The organism is Clostridium massiliamazoniense, from assembly GCF_001403635.1.
Taxonomy (GTDB): Bacteria; Bacillota; Clostridia; order Clostridiales; family Clostridiaceae; genus Sarcina; species Sarcina massiliamazoniense.
The window spans coordinates 529,629-550,604 of record NZ_LN879467.1; the positions used below are offsets into that span (position 1 = coordinate 529,629).

The 20,976-nt window shown below is 26.8% G+C and carries 20 protein-coding genes; 15 read left to right on the forward strand and 5 right to left on the reverse strand.

The features are described from left to right. The first annotated feature begins 192 nt into the window (after nucleotides 1-192). On the forward strand, nucleotides 193-1,095 hold the full coding sequence (locus ARA19_RS06320; protein WP_055070125.1) for a hypothetical protein: 903 nt from the start codon (nucleotides 193-195) through the stop codon (nucleotides 1,093-1,095). A gap of 70 nt (nucleotides 1,096-1,165) precedes the next feature. Here the strand turns inward: ARA19_RS06320 and msrA are convergent, their stop codons facing one another. Then, on the reverse strand, nucleotides 1,166-1,639 hold the full coding sequence (msrA, locus tag ARA19_RS06325; RefSeq protein ID WP_055070126.1) for a peptide-methionine (S)-S-oxide reductase MsrA: 474 nt from the start codon (nucleotides 1,637-1,639) through the stop codon (nucleotides 1,166-1,168). A gap of 274 nt (nucleotides 1,640-1,913) precedes the next feature. On the opposite strand from msrA, the gene ARA19_RS06330 reads away from it, so the two are divergent. Continuing rightward, entirely contained in the window at nucleotides 1,914-2,843 is a 930-nt protein-coding gene (locus tag ARA19_RS06330; protein WP_055070127.1) for an oxidoreductase, read from the forward strand. A gap of 142 nt (nucleotides 2,844-2,985) precedes the next feature. On the opposite strand, the gene ARA19_RS06335 is transcribed toward ARA19_RS06330, so the two are convergent. From ARA19_RS06335 to ARA19_RS06345, 3 genes are all read right to left on the reverse strand, one after another. Next, the gene (locus tag ARA19_RS06335) at nucleotides 2,986-4,338 is read right to left on the reverse strand and encodes a [Fe-Fe] hydrogenase large subunit C-terminal domain-containing protein (protein ID WP_055070128.1); all 1,353 of its coding nucleotides are present in this window, start codon (nucleotides 4,336-4,338) and stop codon (nucleotides 2,986-2,988) included. 117 nt (nucleotides 4,339-4,455) lie between these two features. Continuing rightward, on the reverse strand, nucleotides 4,456-5,568 hold the full coding sequence (locus ARA19_RS06340) for a DUF4179 domain-containing protein (RefSeq protein ID WP_055070129.1): 1,113 nt from the start codon (nucleotides 5,566-5,568) through the stop codon (nucleotides 4,456-4,458). A 1-nt stretch (nucleotide 5,569) separates the two neighbouring features. Beyond that, complete coding sequence (locus ARA19_RS06345) at nucleotides 5,570-6,088, reverse strand: sigma-70 family RNA polymerase sigma factor (protein WP_055070130.1); 519 nt, start codon at nucleotides 6,086-6,088, stop codon at nucleotides 5,570-5,572. Nucleotides 6,089-6,433: 345 nt separating this feature from the next. Between ARA19_RS06345 and ARA19_RS06350 the strand changes: the two genes are divergently transcribed. The 4 genes from ARA19_RS06350 to sdaAA all read left to right on the forward strand — a co-directional run bounded on the left by ARA19_RS06350 (nucleotide 6,434) and on the right by sdaAA (nucleotide 10,619). Further along, nucleotides 6,434-7,066 (forward strand): pentapeptide repeat-containing protein, encoded by a 633-nt coding sequence (locus ARA19_RS06350; RefSeq protein ID WP_055070131.1) that lies wholly within the window; start codon nucleotides 6,434-6,436, stop codon nucleotides 7,064-7,066. Between the two features lie 690 nt (nucleotides 7,067-7,756). Further along, nucleotides 7,757-8,830, forward strand: a complete 1,074-nt coding sequence (locus ARA19_RS06355; protein ID WP_055070132.1) for a PTS sugar transporter subunit IIC — start codon at nucleotides 7,757-7,759, stop codon at nucleotides 8,828-8,830. Between the two features lie 226 nt (nucleotides 8,831-9,056). After that, the gene (gene sdaAB, locus ARA19_RS06360) at nucleotides 9,057-9,737 is read left to right on the forward strand and encodes an L-serine ammonia-lyase, iron-sulfur-dependent subunit beta (RefSeq protein ID WP_055070133.1); all 681 of its coding nucleotides are present in this window, start codon (nucleotides 9,057-9,059) and stop codon (nucleotides 9,735-9,737) included. 3 nt (nucleotides 9,738-9,740) lie between these two features. Then, nucleotides 9,741-10,619 (forward strand): L-serine ammonia-lyase, iron-sulfur-dependent, subunit alpha, encoded by an 879-nt coding sequence (sdaAA, locus tag ARA19_RS06365; protein WP_055070134.1) that lies wholly within the window; start codon nucleotides 9,741-9,743, stop codon nucleotides 10,617-10,619. A 191-nt stretch (nucleotides 10,620-10,810) separates the two neighbouring features. Here sdaAA and ARA19_RS06370 read toward each other — a convergent pair whose 3' ends face one another. After that, nucleotides 10,811-12,109 (reverse strand): glycosyl hydrolase family 18 protein, encoded by a 1,299-nt coding sequence (locus ARA19_RS06370; RefSeq protein WP_055070135.1) that lies wholly within the window; start codon nucleotides 12,107-12,109, stop codon nucleotides 10,811-10,813. Nucleotides 12,110-12,294: 185 nt separating this feature from the next. Here ARA19_RS06370 and ARA19_RS06375 point away from each other — a divergent pair, with 185 nt between their 5' ends. The 9 genes from ARA19_RS06375 (at nucleotide 12,295) to ARA19_RS06415 (ending at nucleotide 20,654) form a co-directional block, all read left to right on the forward strand. Further along, nucleotides 12,295-12,450, forward strand: a complete 156-nt coding sequence (locus ARA19_RS06375) for a zinc-ribbon domain-containing protein (protein WP_055070136.1) — start codon at nucleotides 12,295-12,297, stop codon at nucleotides 12,448-12,450. Nucleotides 12,451-12,609: 159 nt separating this feature from the next. Next, nucleotides 12,610-14,538: an FUSC family protein gene (locus ARA19_RS06380; protein ID WP_055070137.1), complete on the forward strand. Its 1,929-nt coding sequence runs from the start codon at nucleotides 12,610-12,612 to the stop codon at nucleotides 14,536-14,538. A gap of 475 nt (nucleotides 14,539-15,013) precedes the next feature. Next, a complete protein-coding gene (locus ARA19_RS06385; RefSeq protein WP_055070138.1) occupies nucleotides 15,014-16,741 on the forward strand; it encodes a hypothetical protein in 1,728 nt (575 codons plus the stop codon). A 264-nt stretch (nucleotides 16,742-17,005) separates the two neighbouring features. After that, the gene (locus ARA19_RS06390; protein ID WP_055070139.1) at nucleotides 17,006-17,554 is read left to right on the forward strand and encodes a class I SAM-dependent methyltransferase; all 549 of its coding nucleotides are present in this window, start codon (nucleotides 17,006-17,008) and stop codon (nucleotides 17,552-17,554) included. Nucleotides 17,555-17,942: 388 nt separating this feature from the next. Then, a complete protein-coding gene (locus tag ARA19_RS06395; protein WP_055070140.1) occupies nucleotides 17,943-18,320 on the forward strand; it encodes a BlaI/MecI/CopY family transcriptional regulator in 378 nt (125 codons plus the stop codon). 3 nt (nucleotides 18,321-18,323) lie between these two features. Beyond that, nucleotides 18,324-18,845, forward strand: coding sequence for a M56 family metallopeptidase (locus ARA19_RS06400; protein ID WP_055070141.1), 522 nt, complete (start codon nucleotides 18,324-18,326; stop codon nucleotides 18,843-18,845). Between the two features lie 2 nt (nucleotides 18,846-18,847). Continuing rightward, nucleotides 18,848-19,111, forward strand: a complete 264-nt coding sequence (locus ARA19_RS06405) for a M56 family metallopeptidase (RefSeq protein ID WP_055070142.1) — start codon at nucleotides 18,848-18,850, stop codon at nucleotides 19,109-19,111. Nucleotides 19,112-19,182: 71 nt separating this feature from the next. Beyond that, nucleotides 19,183-19,773 carry a hypothetical protein gene (locus ARA19_RS06410; protein WP_055070143.1) on the forward strand — a complete coding sequence of 197 codons (591 nt, stop codon included), beginning with the start codon at nucleotides 19,183-19,185 and terminating at the stop codon, nucleotides 19,771-19,773. A gap of 107 nt (nucleotides 19,774-19,880) precedes the next feature. Further along, nucleotides 19,881-20,654 carry a GNAT family N-acetyltransferase gene (locus ARA19_RS06415; RefSeq protein ID WP_055070144.1) on the forward strand — a complete coding sequence of 258 codons (774 nt, stop codon included), beginning with the start codon at nucleotides 19,881-19,883 and terminating at the stop codon, nucleotides 20,652-20,654. The last annotated feature ends 322 nt before the right edge of the window (nucleotides 20,655-20,976 follow it).

Sequence of the window (20,976 nt, forward strand, 5' to 3'; positions counted from 1 at the left end):
GTATTGATAATTTACAAAAAAAAAGCTGAGTGTTAAAATAGTTTGTAAGCAAAAGCCTTTAAAAAAATATTTAGGAGGGAGGTTACTGTTGCAATAAATATATAAAAATCTAATCTTTTTAATTTATATATAAAGTGCATCATGTATAGTTAATTATAATATAGATTTTTTAATTATTGGCAATGGGGACTAATGCTGAATAAAGATAAGAATTCACGAAAGAAAAAGTCGACAAGACAAGAGGAGATTGTTAAAAGAACAAAAAAAAGTTCTAATACAAAGAGTTCTGTAGTATCAAGTAATAAAGCCACTAAGACAAGAGAAAGGGATAAGGGTTTAGATAAAAAAAATACAAAGAACGTTTCCAAAAAAGCAGTGAAAGAAGTACCAAAAAAGAAAAAAGTTAAAAAAACTAAAAAGGAATTATCACCAAGACAAATTAAAGTAAGAAATATATTAATAGGGATACTAACTATAATAATAATTGGGGGACTTTGTACCCTAGCAGTAATAGAGTCTAAGAAGCAAGAAGTTACTAAGAATAATGTACAACAAAATAAACAAACTTTAGATGGACTTACTGATGAACAATTAATAACTGCTGCTAATGCATATATGGGAAATACAAGTTATAATTTTAAGTCAGTTTTAAGTAAAACAAAGCAAAGTAATGGAGACTTAGTTGCTACATTAATGGCAACTAATGAGAATAATGGAACTTATAATACTACAAAAGTTAATGTAACTTATGAAATTGCAAGTGGTGAACCATTGGCAATTAATGAACAAGAGGTAGGTAAGGAGACTCAAACTAAGAGTGCTATAGAAAATTCTACTCAAGTACAAAATAAACTTGATGTTACTTATAAGGTGTTAGATTATTTAGAAGGAACAGGAATGCAGATAAATGATACTAACTGGGCTATGGATATCTATGAAAATAGAACAGTAGATGGTCAAACAGGATACCTTATAGATGTTTATAAAATACAAGGAAGTGTAAGTAATTCTATAAAATGGATATTTGTAACTAATAGTGGACAAATGTATAATGCAGGGCAAAATGGAAAAGGCCCATTACAGCCACTTCAATAAGATAAAATTAGGGATGTATATAAATTTTGTATACATCCCTTCAATTTTATCTGAATTAATTTTCAGTTTCTTAATCTAATTTTATATGGCAATAGCCATTAGGGTTTTTCTTTAAATAATTTTGATGGTACTCCTCAGCCTTATAATATTTTTCAAGTGGTTTTACTTCTGTTACAATAGGCTTATCATATTGTTTTTGAATGTTCTCTTTACTTTTGTTTATAACAACTAAATCTAAGGGGTCTAAATAATAAATACCAGTTCTATATTGACTACCTACATCATTTCCTTGTTTATTCAGAGAGGTAGGGTTTATAATTGACCAAAATTTATTTAATATTTCTTCAAGAGAAATTAAATCCTCATTATATTTAATAAGACAAGCCTCTGCATAGTTCGTATTTCCATAGCATATCTCTTCATAGGTTGGATTTTCAGTTCTTCCATTGACATAAGAAACCTCTGTGTCAATAACTCCATCTATTCTTGAAAAGAATTCTTCAACACCCCAGAAACAACCACCTGCTAGTACTATTTCTTTCATAAATGTCACCTCTTTTAATATTACATCTATATTGTATAAGTTTATATATTTAAATAATTAACTATTTCATAGATGTATTTTTTATATTTTATCATAAAATTATTCATTTCATCAAAGGATTAGAAGGATAGTAATTTTAAAAAATATATAATATTATTAACTTTTCAATAAAAAGAGATACTAAATTCACAATAATGTCACATTGGTAATATAAAATAAAATGGAAGTAATAAAAGGATAAGGGTTAATTATCTTAAAATGAGGAGTGATATTTATGGGTAAAGGAGCTTTTAAGGATTTCACTATAAAAAGTTTAAACTTTAAAAATAAAATGGTGATGGCTCCTATATCAAGTAATAAAGCTGATGAAAATGGATTTCCAAAAGAATTTCATTATATGCACTATGGAAGTAAAGCAGTTGGCTCAGTGGGAGCTATAATAATAGAAGGAACTGCTATAGATAAAAAAGGAAGAGTAAGCAATAAGAACTTAGGAATTTGGAGTGATTACCACATAAGAGGATTAAGGAAAATAGCTGCAAGCATAAAAGAAAAATCAGTGGTTGCTGGAATTCAGATTTTCCATGGAGGAACTTCAAGTGAAAAGGATTTTGATAATATAAATAATATTCCTGTGAAAAAAATCAAGTCAATAATAAAGTCTTTTAAGTTAGCTGCTAAAAGAGCTATTAAAGCTGGATATGATATTATTGAAATAAATGCAGGAAATGGATATTTAATAGACGAATTTTTATCTTCTAAAACTAACAAAAGAGAAGATGAGTATGGTGGAACTATAGAAAAAAGAGCTACTTTTTTAATAGAAATTGTTAGAGAGATAAAATCTGTTGTAAAGGATAATAAAATAGTGGCTATAAGATTATCTGCAGATAGCTTTGAGTCTAAAAAAGAGGAAGAAGAGCTTTCATACCTAATAAATCTTCTAGAAATGGAAGGGGTAGACCTTGTTGATATTAATAAAGGATTAGAGGTTAAGAGAGCAGTTGATACTGATAAAGATATACTTAAAAAGGACCTTCCTGTATTAGAAGGTGGATTAATAAATATAGTAGATGAACCTGTAGAAATTGTGAAAAAACATAGAGAGTCAGGATTGGCTTTTCTAGGTAAAGCTATATTAAGAGATTCCTATTGGCTTTTAGGAAGTCCAAGCAGAAGTTTAGAGTGTAGAATGGGAAACTAGTCTTTAAGTTATTTAATTTATGTATATTTAAAAGTAGGAGTGTATTTAAAACTCCTACTTTTTTGGAATCTTAAATCTTTTTATAAATAAGAAATTATTTAAATATTTTAATTTAAGATTAAAGATATAGTTTTTTATATTTTTATTTAAAGCTTCGTTGGAACATAGCCATTTTTTCTTCATCTTCAAAATCTTTTAATGAATTGATATTTAGCTTAGAAAGAATATCATTAAGCAAGGAGCTGTATATTGGAACTTTTATAGCAGATGAACTAGCAAAGTTATCTACATTTTCTGTACCTTTATCTAAAGGTAAATTAGCTCTAGGTCCTCCAACACAACCACCAACGCAGCCCATCCCTTCTATAAAGCTTGCTTTCACTTCACCATTTAAAGTTTTAGTTAAAACTTCCTTACATTCACGGACACCATTAGCTTTAATAGGATTGAAATATTTAGCTTTGTCAGGATATAATTCTTTAATCACATCATAAATTGCTCTTGTAACACCACCAGTTCTAGCATAGGAACGACCACCTAAAGAAGGATATTCTTTAGTAGGAATTGGAATGAGCTCCTCAGGATTGATTTTTAATGTGTGGAATATTTCTTCAACTTCTTTAAAAGTTAAGACGAAATCAATAGCATCTTTAATATCGGGTTCTTTAGCTTCAGCTTTTTTAGCTAAGCAAGGTCCTATAAAAACAACTTTAGCTTCTGGATTTAATTTTTTTATTATTCTTCCAGCAGCAATCATTGGTGAAACTGAAGGAGAAAGATTAGGTATGAGTTCACCATAAACTTTTCTTAACATTCCAACCCACATTGGACAACAGCAGGAAGTTATTAATAAGTCATTTGGACCTTTTACATGTTTATCAAATTCAACAGCCTCTTTTATAGAAAGAATATCTGCTGCAAAGGCTACTTCTACCATATCGGTGAAGCCCATAGAAATAAAGGCAGATCTTAAATGATCCATTGAAACATTATCACCAAATTGTCCAATAATAGCAGGAGCAACAATAGCTATAACTACTTTATTATTTTTAATTAAATCTAAAATAGGTAAAAGTTCTACTTTATCTATTAGCTTACCTTTTGTACAAGCGTCTGTACAAAAACCACAATTTAAACAAAGTTCTTCATTTATACTAGCTATAAAATTTTCATTATCCACAGTTAAAGCATTGAAAGGACAAGCTTTTTCACAAGGAAATTTGTTATCAATATCCTTTACACAATTACTATCTATACATTGAAGCTTTTCGATTAATCGTTTATTTACAACATAATAAGTAATTGCTTTTTTTAGATTACGAAGATAGTCATTATCAAACTCTACAGTTACACCACATAAAGAAGTTATTATTTTGAAGGTTTCCTGAGGGGAAACTTCATGAGCAGTCATAAGAGTAAAAACAGTTTCATCAAAAGTTCCATCATAGTAAGCTTTTATTAAACTTTCAAATAAGTCTTCATATTTACTATTCATATGATTACCTCCAAGGTAAAAAATAATCGTTATAATTTAGTATGCTTTAAATGGATAATAATAATACTAATTTTTCATTCATTTTAATAAAAACTAAAATTTTTAAGTGTAATAAGTTTAATTAAGATTTATTTCTATGGCTTTTTCCTTTTTCTCATAATAATTACTTTTATCAGTATTAGGTTCTGGGCAGTATAAAGGAATTATAATTATTTTATTGGTATCTTTAAACTTTCTATATTCACAGTCGTAGCTTATACTTTTATCTCCAATTTCATAACCAGAACCAACTTCAGTACATCGTTCTAATAGAGTATTATTTTCATCATAGATATTAAAACCAGCAAAAATATCTTTTTTAGAATATAATAAAGAGATATCCATATCATAAAAGAGTCTTATAGAACCTGGAGAATTTGATATTTTAGTTATATTAATAAATTTTTTAGATTGAATTTCTATTTTTTTATTTACATTTAAAAGTTTACTTTCATTAGCTAAGTTTTTTAAAGGGACACGTATGTTAAATTTAAAGTGATTATTTGTTTTTTTATTTAAATCTTCAATATTATTTATATCTTTCACTATATGAAAATTATAAAAAGTGATTGTTAGATCAACTTCATTATTTTCATTTATAATTTTCATAACATCTTTTAAATCGTAAATTCCATTAGGTTTAGCTGAATCTTCCAAGTCATAAATGGATAGCATAGTTATATAATTAATAGTATTACCTTCAATAGAACCATCAACTTTAGATTGAGAAGTAAGTACATCTTTCCCATTAATAGCTATAGAAACTTGCCATTGTACAGAACTTTTACTATTTTCACTTTGATCAATATCTGCTATGAGTTTTTCAGGTAGTATGAAGCTATTATTTATTTTTATATAAGGTCCATCAAAAAGAACTTCATTTAATTTTGCTGTAATTTTGTTTTTAGTTACTTTTTTATCATAAATATTTATATAATTATTAGCTGAAGATTCTTCGGAAAATAAGTTACTCAAAGAGATTTTCAGTTCATTAATAGCAGCTAGTACTGATTCATTATTTAGAGTTATAAATCCGCAGCCAACAGTTAAAGTTAAGGAAGCAGCTAGAATTTTATATTTTTTATTTCTTTTTGCTTTTTTCTTTTCTTTATAACCTTTTTTTATAGAAAGATTAATTGTTTCTTTTAAGTTTTTTGGAATTTTTATTTCATCAAATTCTTTTTTATCCATACTAAGCTCCTCCTAAAATTAACTTTAATTTTTTTAAACTTCTATTTAAGGTGCTTTTAATAGTACCAATAGGTTTTTCTGTAATAGTAGCTATTTCATTAAGTAATTTATCTTCTAGATATTTGAGCTTAATAATTTCTTTTTCATTATCTTTAAGTTCTTCTAAGGCAGTATTTAAATCTATATTTTTTTCAATAGGAAATGAGTTATAATCTATAAGTTCATTTTCAAATTCTAAAAGATCAATAGGAATGGTCTTACTAGATTTTTTTATGTAATCCTTACATTGATTAACTAGGATTCTAGTAATCCAAGAATTAAAACTTTGAGGACTTTGTAGTCTATCTAAATTTTTTATAGCTTTTATAATAGCATCTTGAAGACAATCTAGAGCATCACTTTCATTCTTCACATAAATATAGGCAGTTTTATAAAGTTTTTCTTCTATAGGTTCAATAAGTTTATAAAAAGCTTCAGAATCTCCATCCTTAGCTTTTTTTAAGATTAATTCATCAATCATTTTAGCCTCCTTAATTTCTTTTCACTTAAAAGACGATTTAAAAATAATAAAAGTTCCAAAAGGGAGAGAAATATGTAATAAAGTAATATGTTTTGCACCTACATTATGACTAAAGAGTTTAAAATAAAATAGATCAATTTTGTTAATTAATAGTAAATTAATGGAGGAATATTTTTATCCTATTTAATGAGTAAATAGTGTAAAATTATAGAATTTTATTTGATTAATTATTTTTTAGAGATACCTACATTGATTAAAAGGATTTGAAAATATAAAAAGTAACATATTATTTTGTTATAATTAAAATAAATATAAGGACTAATAAAGAGAAAGTGAGAAGTTATTATGAAAATAAAAAATCCTAAAATAATTGGAGAGCTAGAAGAATTAGATAACTTAAAAGAAGAACTAAAATATAAAGAAAAATTACTAGAGAAAATAATTGAGGATAATAGAATAGAAGATGTTGATGAGAGAGGAATAACTATAGACTCTTGTATTTTTAAAAATGTCATTTTTAATCAATGTACTTTTAGTAATACTGATTTATTAGATACGATTTTTGAAAATTGTGATTTATCAAATGTTGATTTTACAGCATCTATTATAGAGAGAGTGGAGTTTAAAAATTGCAAGTTAATAGGAGCTAGATTTGATGAGTGTAGCTTTAAAGATATATTATTTAAAGATAATTTAGCTAAATATATTAATTTTTCATTTTCTAAAATGAAGTCTGTTAAGTTTATTAAATCCAATATGGAAGAAGCTATTATGCAAGAAATTAAGTTAGATAAGGTTGAATTTGAAAAAGTAAATTTAGTTAATTCTTACTTTAACAAAACAAAATTGAAAAGTATAGATTTTACAAGTTCTGAAATAGATGGAATTGACGTAGGAATTGATGATATTAGAGAAGCTATAGTAAATCCAGTTCAAGGATTAGAATTAACTAGACTTATTAATTTAATAATAAAATAATTTAGAAATAAGATTAACTTAAATTTAGAAATTAGTTCTAGAATAAAGCTATTTTTAGTTTTGTTTTAGAACTTTTTTTACTTTTATAAATGTAGACTTAATTCAGGTGGAGTTTTCACTCCATCTGAATGCTTAGTCAAACTTATCTACAAGGGTGAGGCTGTTTAGCTCTTACTTATAGAAGATAGAAGTATTACAGCATCTAGCTATGAGATAAAATAAAACTAATTGAGATAGAATGTTTCATTTGAATTTACTAAAAGTTATTTAGTATAGTATATATTTTTTATTTATTTCTAACTTATGGAGTATTAAAGTATTACAGGAAATTTATCAGGGAAATATGAATAAATCAAATGAAAAAAAGTAGAAAAATATAATAAATATGAAAACATAAAATTTATCAAAATATTATATTTATTCTAAAAAAATAAATATTTATTCAAATTTTAGATTTAAGTTAATTTAGATTAAAGTAGTAAAAATCTAGAAAGTAATATTATTAATGAAAAAGTAAAATAAAAAAGTATACTTGAGATGAATAATTATTATAGTGTCAAAAATGTTATGTTTATGTTAAAAAATATAACAAAATATAAATTATATAAAATATATGGTGAAAACATTTCCATTAGTCGAAATTTGTTGTAAAATGATTATGTTAAAAAATTAAGTAAGGGGGATATTATTATGCAAATCTTATTTGGAACGTTGTTATTATTAGTGGTTCTTGGCTGTTTTACATTATTTAGTTACAAAGCTCCCCATGGAATGAAAGCAATGGGAGCACTAGCAAATGCTGCCTGTGCAAGTTTCTTAGTTGAAGCTTTCCATTTTGCGTTCTTTGGAGAAGTTCTTAAAATACCATTTTTAGAAGCTGTAGGTGCAGCAAATGGAAGTCTTGGAGGAGTTGCAGCAGCAATTTTAGTCCCATTGGCACTTGGAGTTTCACCAGTATATGCAGTACTAACAGGTCTTGCATGTTCAGGTTTTGGAATATTACCAGGATTTATAGCAGGGTATCTTGGATCATTCGTTATAAAGTTCCTAGAAAAGAAAATACCAGCTGGTCTTGATTTAATAGTTATTATTGTTGTAGGAGCACCACTTGTAAGGGGAATAGCTCAAATATCAAATCCTCTTGTAAATACAACTCTTCAAAATATTGGAGGAGTTATAACAGCTTCGTCATCAGCTAGTCCAATAATCATGGGAATTATACTTGGAGGATTAATTACAGTAGTTGCTACTGCACCTCTTAGTTCAATGGCTTTAACAGCTATGCTTGGATTAACAGGGCTTCCAATGGCAATTGGAGCATTATCAGTATTTGGTTCATCATTTATGAATTTTGTATTCTTTGGAAAAATGAAATTTGGAAGCAAAAAAGACACTATTGCAGTGGCTATAGAGCCATTGACACAGGCAGATATAATTTCTGCAAATCCAATTCCTGTATATGTAACTAATTTTATAGGTGGTGCTTTATCAGGTATAGTTATTGCATCAATGGGACTTGTAAATAACACACCAGGAACTGCAACTCCAATAGCTGGTTTTGCTGTAATGTTTGCATATAACCCAGCAGTTAAGGTTTTAATTGCAGCAGCTATAATAGTAGTTCTTAACATAATTGCAGGTATGATAGGATATTTCATATTTAGGAATTATAAGATAATGAGAGCAGATCAAATCAGAGGTAATAAAGCAACTGATGGTGAGGGAGCTACTCAAGGAGAAGATGAAGAGCTTATAGTAGTTTAAAGTAAATATAATATTAAATTGAGAAATAAATATAGGGTAGAGAAATCTACCCTATATTCAATATAAACTTCCACTAAAATTCAGCTAGAATAAAAATTCTATTTGAATTTTAGTGGAAGCTATCTAGTGAACTGTATTTGTTTATCTCTACTTTGCAAAAGAGTGGAGTATTACAGAGATTAGTCATTAGATAAAAACCATTGTTGAATAAAGAAAGGGGATAATTATGAATAATGTTTGTGTTTTTGATATATTAGGTCCAATAATGGTTGGGCCATCATCATCTCATACAGCTGGTGCAGCTAGACTTGGAAAAGTTGCTAGGGCTGTTGCAGGAGAAAAAATTGTAGATGTTAAATTTTTGCTTCATGGTTCTTTTGCTAAGACTTATAAGGGCCATGGAACAGACAAGGCTTTACTTGCTGGAATACTAGGTATGCAACCTGATGATGAAAGACTTAGAGCATCTATTTTAATTGCAAAGAAAGAAGGATTAAATTTTGAGTTTATAGAAAGAGATTTAGGTGATTATCATCCAAATACAGTTAAATTTATTATGACCGGTGAATCAGGAAAGGTTTGTGAGGTATTAGGTTCATCAATAGGAGGAGGAAGTATAGAAATAGTTGAAGTAAACGGTAAGGGAGCTAGTTTTACAGGAGCATATCCTACTCTTATTACATGTCATGATGATAAGTTTGGTACTGTAAATAAGGTTACTAGCATTCTTTGTGAAAATGAAGTTAATATTGCATTTATGAATGTTTCAAGAACTCAAAAGGGCATGGATGCTACTATGACTTTAGAGATTGATAGTAAAATTGATGAAGCAGTTATAAAGAAAATAGAAGAGATAGATGGAATAAACAAAGTTATACTTATAAATATTGAAGAGGACGGTGAATAATACATGAGAATTGCAAAGACAGGTGAAGAACTTTTAGCAATATGTAAAGAAGAAGGAATTAAGCTTAGTGAATATGCTTTAAGATGTGAGATGCAAAGTAAAAATCTTTCAAAAGAAGAGGTTTTAGAAAAGCTTTCAAAAACTTTAGCTGTTATGAAAAATTCAGCATCAGAGGGAAGAGAAAAGGAAGTTTATTCTCTTAGTGGATTAATTGGAGGAGATGCTTTTAAGCTTCAAAAGTATTTAGAGTCAGGAAAATCATTTACAGGTAATGGAGCTATATTAGCTATGGCTATGGCACTTTCTTCATCAGAAGTTAATGCTTCTATGGGGAAAATAGTCGCTTGTCCAACAGCTGGTTCCTGTGGAATACTTCCAGCTGTAATGTTAACAGCTAAAGAAAGATTAGAGCTTCAAGATGAGGAGCTATTATATGGTCTTTTAGCAGCTTCAGCTGTTGGGATGATAATAGGAAAGAATGCTACATTTTCAGGAGCTGAAGGTGGATGCCAAGCAGAATGTGGTTCAGCAGCAGCTATGGCAGCAGGTGGTCTTGTAGAACTTATGGGTGGAACACCAGAAATGTCACTTAATGCAGCAGCAATAGTTATAAAGAATATTTTAGGACTTGTTTGTGATCCAGTTGCAGGACTTGTTGAAATTCCTTGTGCAAAAAGAAATGCTTCAGGAGCTGTAAGTGCAATATGTGCAGCAGACCTTGTAATGGCTGGAATAGAATCAAAAATACCATTTGATGATACAGTAATAGCTATGTCTCAAGTAGGTAAGGCACTTCCAGAAACCTTAAGAGAAACAGCTCTTGGTGGAGTTGCTATTAGTAAAACAGGACTTATGATGAAGAAAAAAGTATTTGGTGAATAATTAAATAAATAAGGGAGTTATCTGATAAAGCTGTTTTCAGCTATTATAAGGGCTCCCTTTTTAGTAAACTGATTTAATTTAAATAGAATTTTTACTCAAGAAGAATTTTAGAGGAGGCTATTTAAGGATTTGTGTTATTTATCTCCAGATTATAGAAGATTGGAGGATGATAAACATTAGTCAGTTATAGTTTAGTGCTTATTTTTAGATACTATAGTCCATAAGGTATTAGCTTTATTAGGAGCCCAATTTATTAGTGACTTATGGTCAGCTAAGCATCTATATTCAATACAATTATGAAGAACAATATCATCTTTTTTATAACTAGTTTCTGCTTTCCATTCATTATAAGACGAATTTAGGATTTCATTTATAACTTTTAATAAATCACCACTTCTATCTTGAAGGTATTGCCAACTCATTATACCACCTAAGTTTTTCTTTAAAACATAATTAGCTTTATAGCAAATAGATTCTTCATCATCATAGGAAATAAACATATCACTATTAAATAAATATGGTACTTTTGCTTCATCATCCCAATGTCGTATAAAGCCGTTTTTATTTATAAATTCATTTTTTAGTTTAGTATAACCCATATTCAAGTTATTTGAACCTTTAAATTTTTGTCCTAAGCCATTATTAACATTGTTAACTCCATACCAGTCCTGAGAAAAGAATGGCACACCTAGAATTAATTTATCTTTCTTTGCTCCATATTTTATAAATAATTCTACAGCATCTGAGGAGTTTAAACTATAATAGGAAGAGCTACTATAAGGATATAAGGCACTAGCATGTCCAGTTCTTGTTGACCATGAACCTTCATAAGAATAACCCATTAAGTTTATTCTATCTACTAATTGAAAGACTTCTTTATATTCTAAGTTAGTTATAGCCCATTCATTGATACCAGAGGCATAGGATAATATATATTCCTTTCCATTTATCTTTTCTAGTTTATCTAATTCCGCTCTAAATTCTCTTATTAACTTAGTGAAGTTTACCTTATCATTCCAACTTCTATCTACATCAGGAAGCCAGTTTTCACCTACGGGATATTCCCAGTCTATATCTATTCCATTCATATTATAAGTTTCTAAAAGTTCTATACAATCAGAGATAAAAAGAGCTCTTAATTCTTCTGAAGCTGCCACTTCACTAAATTCAGTTACCCCCCAGCCACCTATAGATAAGCTAATGTTTAAATGAGGATATAAGTTAGTTAATCTTTTAACTTCTTCTAGTTCAGTTTGATTATATTTATCAAAGGAAATTCTATTATTTTCATCAAATTTAGCGAAAGCTATAATAGCATCAGTTAATTTATACCCTTGAATATCTTCTGCTTTCCACTTTTCATATAGAGGAATATAACTAGCAATTATTTTTTTAGGCTTATTCTTCTTTTTTCCTTTGGCTATAGATATAGTTGAGAAAATCCCTGAAGCCATAAGCAAGTTCAAAATTAAAGTAGAAGTTTTTTTCATTTTAATCTCCTAATTTTATAACTAAAATTAAATTTAGTATAAGTATATGTTTGAGATATTAAGATTAATTACAATAAAGCACTATTAAATAGATAAAGTAAAGAATTATTATAGATGAATAAATTTTTATAAATTAGGGAAAAAATTAATGGAATAGGTCTTTAATTTCAAGGAGGAATTTATAAATGGAAGATAAAACATTAGTATGTAGAGAGTGTGGGAATGAATTTACATTTTCTGCTGGAGAGCAAGAATTTTATAAGGAAAAAGGTTTTGAAAATGAACCAACAAGATGTGCACCATGTAGAAAGGCTAAAAAAGAACAACGTAACAGAAGATAATTTATCTTTAGTTAAAGACTATCATTATTGTAATGATGGTCTTTTATATTAAAAGAAAAAATAATTTTGTAGTAAATATAAAAAATATATATGGTATAATTTAAATCTAAAATAGAATATTTTACAAGGGAACTATTTAATTAACAAAGGAGAAAAAATATGAGTGGAGCTATAAAAAAAGCAACTTTACTATTTGTAGTAATGATGATTTTTATTTTTTTGGCAAAGACGTTTTTAGGTGAAGAAAATGTAACTGTTGGTGTTAGTATCGTGCTTATTAGTTTTATGCTTTTAGGTAAAGATTTAACAGGAAACTTATTGAAAAATACTATTAATTTAGTGGTGCTAATTATAGTTATTTGTATTTGCACTTATGTGGCAACTTTTAATATTTACTTAGGTCTTATAGTGAATTTTATAGGTATTTTTGTAACTACTTATGCTTCTATGTCAGATTTAAAAAGTTCTGTATACCAACCTTTTTTACTTGCTTATATATTAATGCTTAATCATGTACCACATCACCAAGAAGTCCCTCTTAGATTTATAGGATTCATACTTGGTGGATTATTTGCAATGTTATTACAATATTTAATCAATGGGAAAAAGGGAAATAAAATAGCAAAGGGTAGTTTAAAAGGCATAGTAGAACTATTAAGAAAAGAAATTAAAGCTATTAGAAATAATGAATTTATAGATAAGTACAAGGAAAGTGTAAGTGAAGAAATTAAAAAATGGAATAATTCTATTTTAGAAAGAAGAGATAGTTATTTTCACTTTACTAAAATAGAAGAGATTCAACTGAATTTTTTAAGTATATTAGAAAACTTTGAATTAATTATAGAGGATTTAGGAAAAGCCAATGGTAAGGATAAGATTTATGATGAAGTATTAGAAGATTTAGATAACTTTTTTGCAGTCCTAAAAAAAGTTATAGATGAAGAAATTGATTCAAAGGAATTTATTAAGGAATTCAATAAAATCAATGAGAAATATAAAAAGAAAAGTGAAGATGATTACTTATTATTTGAATTATTCAAAGTTTTAGAAAGCTTTGATTATTATGTAGAAGATGCAATGATGATTCATAAAAATGAAGAATATAGAAATAGTATTCTAGAGATAGAAAAGCCAGCAAATTGGTATATGATTAAAGCAGCTACAAGTAAAGATTCTTTAAGATTTAGCTTTTCAATTAGAATGGCATTAATGATTTCAGTTGTTTATTTTATAAGTAAATTAGTTGGTGGTGAGTATACTTATTGGATAGTATTAACTATAGCTATGGCAGCAGTACCTTATAATGATCATATAAAACATACAGGAATAAATAGAATATATGGAACTATTTTAGGGGCAGCTATATTCTTTATAGCATTTGCCTTAATACCAGGAGAACTTCTTAGATTAGCTGTAATAATGATTAGTTTCTATATAATGGGTATAGTTAAAAATGATATTATAAAAAATACATGTACTACTATTTTAGCACTTGGAATTTATGGAATGTCTTCATTTAATACATTAGGATTAGCTGAGGAAAGAATTTTATTTGTAGTGATTGGAGTAATAATAGCAGTTATATGTAGTGCAGTTATTTTCCCATATGATATAGAAAAAGAAACTAAAGTGTTTATGTCTAGATATAATAAAAGTGTTAAGAGAGCAATAAATGAATTAAAAAATATAGAACAGTTAGAAGAGAATAAAATTGCTATAAAAAATGTATTAAATATATCTAGGGCAATGGAACATAAAATTTTAGTTAATAATAGAGCTATAAATGATGAAAATATAAATAAATTCGTTAAAGATCAAAGAAATATAGTAAATAATTTATATATACTTGCAAATAGCATGGATGATATAGCTAAGAAAGAATTTGTAACTACTAAAAAATTTAAGGACTATATAGAAAGATTTTATAACAATTTAGAAGAAGAACATGAGAAGTTAATAGAAAGAATAAAAAATCAATCACTTTCAGGTTTTACAATGAATGATAAATTTACATATTATAATACATGTAAATTACTTTCAGATGAAAAAGAACTTGATAAATTTATAGAAGAAAAGAATTTAATATAAGCAAAAAAGCTACATCAATTTTAGGTGTAGCTTTTTATTATATTATTAAGAATGTAAAGAAATAAGATTACTGAGAACTAATTTAGGCAGTAAAAATTCATATAAAGTTTAATGGAAGTTATCTAGGGGATATGTCTAGTTTGCATAAGTAGAATATTACAAAAATTAGTTGTGATATGAATTTTAAAGGGGAGTTTAACAAAAAATGAATGGAGAAGTTTATACTAGAAAAAGAGAGCATAAGAAATCTATAAGGTGTAAATGAAATTTATCAAATACTTTAAGTGAAGATAGTAAAGTTAATTTTTTGTAAACTATAATTGTAAGAAATATGACATAATATATTTACCTAAGAAATAGCTAGTAATTGTTTCGGAATAGCTAAGATGAGTAAAATAATAGTAAGGCTTATTTCTAATTATGTTGTTAGAGATAAGCTATTGTTATATAGGTACAAATGATACGAGGTGGAAGAATGGATTTTTTAGAAAAGTTAATTAATGAAATAATTAGATTAGAAGAGAAATATGGAAATTTAAAGCTTATTTATGAAAATGGAGAAGATAAAAAAGATTTTGACTTATTAAATTTAGAGAATGAAACAATTAGTTTGTTATTAAATACAGAAACAGAAAGAAATATGCTTAAAGCTATTTATTATTCCTATGCTATTGAGTACTTCTATAAAAATTATTCAAATGAAGAATTAGATTTAGATGTTCCTATTGGAAAAACTCTAGCAATGAATTCAGTGCTTTTAAGTTTAATAAAATGTAAAGTAAATTTTAGATATCAAGTAGAAAGCTATGTTGATAAAGTATTAAGAGAGAAGTCTGGTAATGAATTTGAATTCTTAAAGGAACTTTCAGATTGGTATTCTGTAAGCATAATAAATAAAAGACTTCCTTATAAAGTTACTATGAATGCAATTCATATGGCACTTAATAATAATAGTAATTTAATAGAATTAAAAAAAGCAATTTTTATAGATAGTTCTATGGCTATAATAGCAACTGCATATAGATTTTTAGAGTTAACTGAAGAAGAAGTTAGAGTTGTTAAATGCTCAATTTTATTTAGTTTCTTGGAAGATGCAAAGGCAAGAAGACTTGTTGATAGTTTTCTAAAGGAAATTACCTATGAATATGAGGAAAAAGATTATTCAAGATCAGATATTTTATTAAAAGTAATTGCATCATTTGGAAAAAATAAATATCAACAATTTGAAGAAAGATTCAGAAATTATAAGGTTTGGAAGTCTACAAACTTCACTAATAATATAAATAATTTTGAAGAAATAATGATTGCTAATTTTAATATGGAAATAGTTAAAAATGAAGAGAAAGAAGAAATTAAGGAAGAGCCTATTGTAGAAGAAATTGTATTTGATAATTATGAGGAAGATTTAGAAGCAACTCAAGTTATTGATGTTAATAGTATAAGAAGAGAATATGGACTTATTGAAGAGGAAGAAGAAATTATTCCAAATAATAATTTAGAAATAATAGAGGATGATGAAACTAGGGACTCATTAAATTCTTATGATGAATTGGATGAAAATCAAACTATAAATGAAATAATGGCTAGTGTTTCACAAAATATTAATGAAGAAGCCGATTGTAATAAAGAAATTGAATTAGAAGAGGAAGAAATTATAGAAGAGATTACAGAAGAAGAACCTATAGAGGAAAGTGAAAACTTAGAAGAATTAGACGACGTGGAAAAAGAACCTGAAACTATAGAAGAAATAGATGAATTAAAAGAAATTCTAGAAGATGACATATTAGAAAATGAAAATTATATAGAAGATAATTTAGATGAAGAGACTGAAGAAGAAAATGAGTATATTGAATTAGGGGAAGAAATAGAAGATTTAGGTAATGAGATTATAGAAGAAAATAATTATAATAGTAGTGAGGAAGATTTTTATACCGAGGAGGAAGAAGAGATGAATACTTTAGAAGGATTAGATGATTTAATAGGAAGTTTAATGCCAGCTGAGAAAATTGCTGAGAGAAACACAAATGCTAGAAAAGAAAGAATAAAAGAAGAATTAAAATTAATAATAGAAGCAATACAATCAACAAAAATAGAAAGTTCTATTAAAATTTCTTTTGAACCATTAAATGAGGTTATTAACATATTAGAAGCTAAAAATTATAAAGTAGAAAAGAATGATAGTTCAATAATAATATCTTGGTAATATTATGTAATTAATTGTGTATACTAATCATTGAATTTATGGTAATATTAACTATAAATGAACACTTAATTTAGACAGAGTTTTAATTTTAGTTAAATTTTAGTGGGAGTTATAGAGAGGACTTGTGTTTGCTTATCTCTAGATTATAGAAATTTAGAAGAGTGCATATAGGAGACATAAGGTAAAATAGTATTCGAAGGGAATATTTAAATTAGGATATTTTATAAGTAATAAGGGGAAAATTTAAATTAAGGAAGTGTTTTAGTGAAGTTTATTAAGGAATTTGTGAAAAATCCCAAGAATGTTGGGGCAATAGCACCTAGTGGTGCACAACTTGCTGAGAAAATGATTGAAACTATAGATTTTAAGAATAGTAAATGTATAGTTGAGTATGGACCAGGATTAGGTTCTTTTACGGAAAAGCTACTTTCAAGAATATCAGATGATACTATATTCATAGCTTTAGAAGTTAATGAAGAATTTTATAAAATTCTTAAGAAAAAATATGGTCATAGAAACAACGTTAAAATTATAAATGATGGTGCTCAGAATTTGGACAAATATCTAAAAAAATTTGGAGTAAATAAAGTTGATTATATAGTGTCTGGGTTAGCATTTACATCTTTAGATAAAGAAATATCAAGTGTTATATTAGAAAAAACTAAAAATATAGTAAATAAGGATGGAGCTAAGTTTATAACATTTCAATATTCTTTAGTTAAAATAGGTTTGTTTAAGCAATACTTTAATGATATAGATAAAGATAGAGTTATTGCTAATATACCGCCAGCTTATGTTTTAAGATGTAGCTAATGAATTTAAATTTAGATTTAGATAGAATCTTGAATCAAGCTGTATAAACTTATATTTATAAGTTTATAGTTGATTACAAGATATTAGTGATTAGGTAACATTAATTTTCAAAAATCCAGCAGGAGATTATTTTAATTTCCTACTGGATTTTTTATTTTATTCAACAAACTAAAAATCAATTAAGATAAAGCTTAGATTTTATCTCAATTTTACTTATTTTTACTTAATTCTTGTGTCTTTTTGTCTTAAGTTTATAGGAAATTGGAGTATTAGAGATATTAGTTATAGTCATCATATAAGTACAAAATTTAAGTGTTGACAAATAAGAATTACAAGTGTAAACTGTAAATAAATTACAAATGTAATTTTAAGGAAGGGAGAGAGTCAGATGAGAAATTTACCTAAAGTATCTGATGCAGAATGGGAAGTTATGAAAATTATTTGGAAAAATCCAAAGACTACTTCAGCTTTCATTATAAAAAGCTTAAGTAGTGAACAAATGTGGAAACCTGCTACAATTAAAAGTTTAATTAGTAGGCTTTTAAATAAGGAGGTAATAGGGTACGAAAAGGAGGGAAAAGAGTATCTTTATTATGCTCTAATAAGGGAAGAAGAATATATCAAGGCAGAAAGTAATAGTTTTCTGAAGAGAGTTTTTGGAGGGTCTTTTAACTCTATGATTTTAAATTTTGTTAAATCAGAGCATATATCTAAAGAGGATATAGATGAACTTAGAAAAATTTTAAATGAAAAAATTGAGGATTAGATTATGGGAGGATTTGAGAAATTATTTGATTTTATAATTAAGGGATCAATAGATGCGACTATATTAGGCTTAGTAATTTTAGTTATACGATTTTTTTTGAAGGAGAAAGTTTCTCCTAAAGTAATTTATTCCTTATGGATAATAGTTTTGTTAAAGTTTTTAATGCCTTATGGACCTAAAAGTAGCTTAAGTATTTATTCTATGGTAAATAAGTCAGTAGAAAGTTATTTTACTCAAAGTAGTAGTAAGGATGAAAGTATAAATGAAATAAGTAGTGATGAGAGGGTTAATAATAGTAGTTTTTTAGAAAATAATATAAATTTCAACAAAGAGAACATTGAAAGTAAAGTCATAAAATCCAATGAAGTTATAAATGGTAATCAAGAAATATTAAAAGATATAGGAAGTTTTTCTTGGCTAGTAATAGTAATTTTATTAGGGAATTATGGCTTTTTTTCATATATTAAATTAAAAAACTTAGGAAAAGAAACTAATAATATTATGGGATATTTAATCCTAAAATAATTATGCCAAATGATTTAAAAGTAAAGTTAGATGAGGAAGAAATTAAATATATTTTTTTACATGAAATAATGCATTTAAAAAATAAGCATACTTTAATAGCCATTATAGCAGTAATTATAAGAATAATACACTGGTTCAATCCTTTCATTTATGTTTTCTTAAAAGTAATGAATATAGATTGTGAGTTAGCATGTGATTATGATGCTTTAAAAAGATTAAACAAAGATAAAAACATAAGGAGTTTAATAAAGAAAGTAAAAATATAGAAAAAATTTTAAAGGAATATATTAATGCATTAAATAATAGAGATTTAGATTATATAAGCAATTTAGTATCAATGAATTTTTATGAGCTAAAAGAAAATGATGTAACACAATTAACTTATTTAAGTGGAAATAAGTTAGGGAATGTTAAATCTATTGAAATAGAGGAACTTATTAGAACTAATAAAATAAGTGTTTTTGTGAGATGTGAAAATAAAAGTGAAGTTTTTACTTTAATAAAAGAAGATAACCAGTGGAAAATAGATGCTATAGGTTCCCTATCTAGAAATATTGATTGTAGAAAAGAAGAAAAAGTAGCAGAAAATAAAATTAATGACTATCTAAGAGAAAAGAATTATAAGGCTCAAGTAAATAGTGCTATGGGGGGGATTTTAAGGCTTCCTGCATCTTTCAATGAAGTTAAAAGAGATGTAAAAGTTGGAGAGATAATAAAAGAGCTTAATGAGTTATCTATTAAAAATGGATATAATGTTTCTAACTATTTAAATGAGGAAGTTTATTTTAAGTCTATAGATTTAGAAGATAATAAATTAATTAAAACTATAATAGCTATGGTTAAAGATGAAAAAGTTGTAGGATTATTTTCTTGTGATGAATTAAATAGTGGAAAGTTTAGAGAGTTAATAAATATAATTGGAGAATAAATTAATTATATTACATTTAATTATTGAATTTAAGTAATATTATGGTAAAATAGGTTTAAATATAAAATTAGTTCAATAGTAAATTATTTTTGGAGTGGAGCTAGGCTATGATTTATAGAGGAAATTCTAATGTAAGAAAAAATGCAAGTAAATTTTTTAAGGACATTGATGAAAAAATTATTTTAACATATATTCAGGGGCACATGGGAGAAGCATGGGTTGATGACTTAATAGATCCAACTATGATAGAAGTTATTGTTGGTGATTTTGTCTTTTTTGGAGGAATTCCTAAAGGTGAAGAAGCTGAAGAATTGATTCTAAATATACCTTTAAATTCAATTATATATGTTGAAAATAATAAATGGGGAGATTTATTAGAAAAGTTCTATCAAAGAGATATAAAAAAAATAAAAAGATATGCATTTAAAAAGCATAAAGAAAATTTAAATAAAGCTTATATAGATAGTTTAGTAAAAAAACTCCCTAAAGGATATTCATTAAAAAAAGCAGATGAGAAATTTCTTGATGATTATTTAATTGATGAGATTTCAGTAGATTTTATGTCACAATTTAAATCTAAAGAAGATTATTTAAAAAGGGGTATAGGTTATTTTATAACAAAAGAAAATAAAGTTATTGCTGGAGCATCATCTTATGTAATTTATGATGATGGAATAGAAATAGAGGTTGATACTTGTAAAGATTATAGAGATAAAGGATTTGCAACTATAGTATCTTCAGCATTAATTAGTGAATGCTTAGATAGAGGAATTTATCCTAATTGGGATGCTGCTAATTTAATATCTGTAAAATTAGTAGGAAAGTTGGGATATAAATTAAATTATGAATACGAAGTATTTAGCATTAATTATAAGAAGTAGAACAAAAGGGGCTGTACCAAATCAAATCAGCACCTTAATTTATATTTACTTTTATCTGCCGAGATAGCTATATAGGTACAAAATGCTGTGACCATTGAACTAGTACTAGAAGCTCTTTATTTTTGAACAATAGTTTCGTGAAAAAATTTCCATTGTTTGAACAAAGTGAGTTTGGAAATTTTAGAAACTGTTGTAGAAAAAATATTAGAGCTTCTTTACGTAGGTGAGTGGTCACAAATGATGAACCTATATAGCTAGATAAAAGGCAGAGAGGATGTATCTGTAATTTGATACAGCACCTTTAAAAGCATAGTTATATATC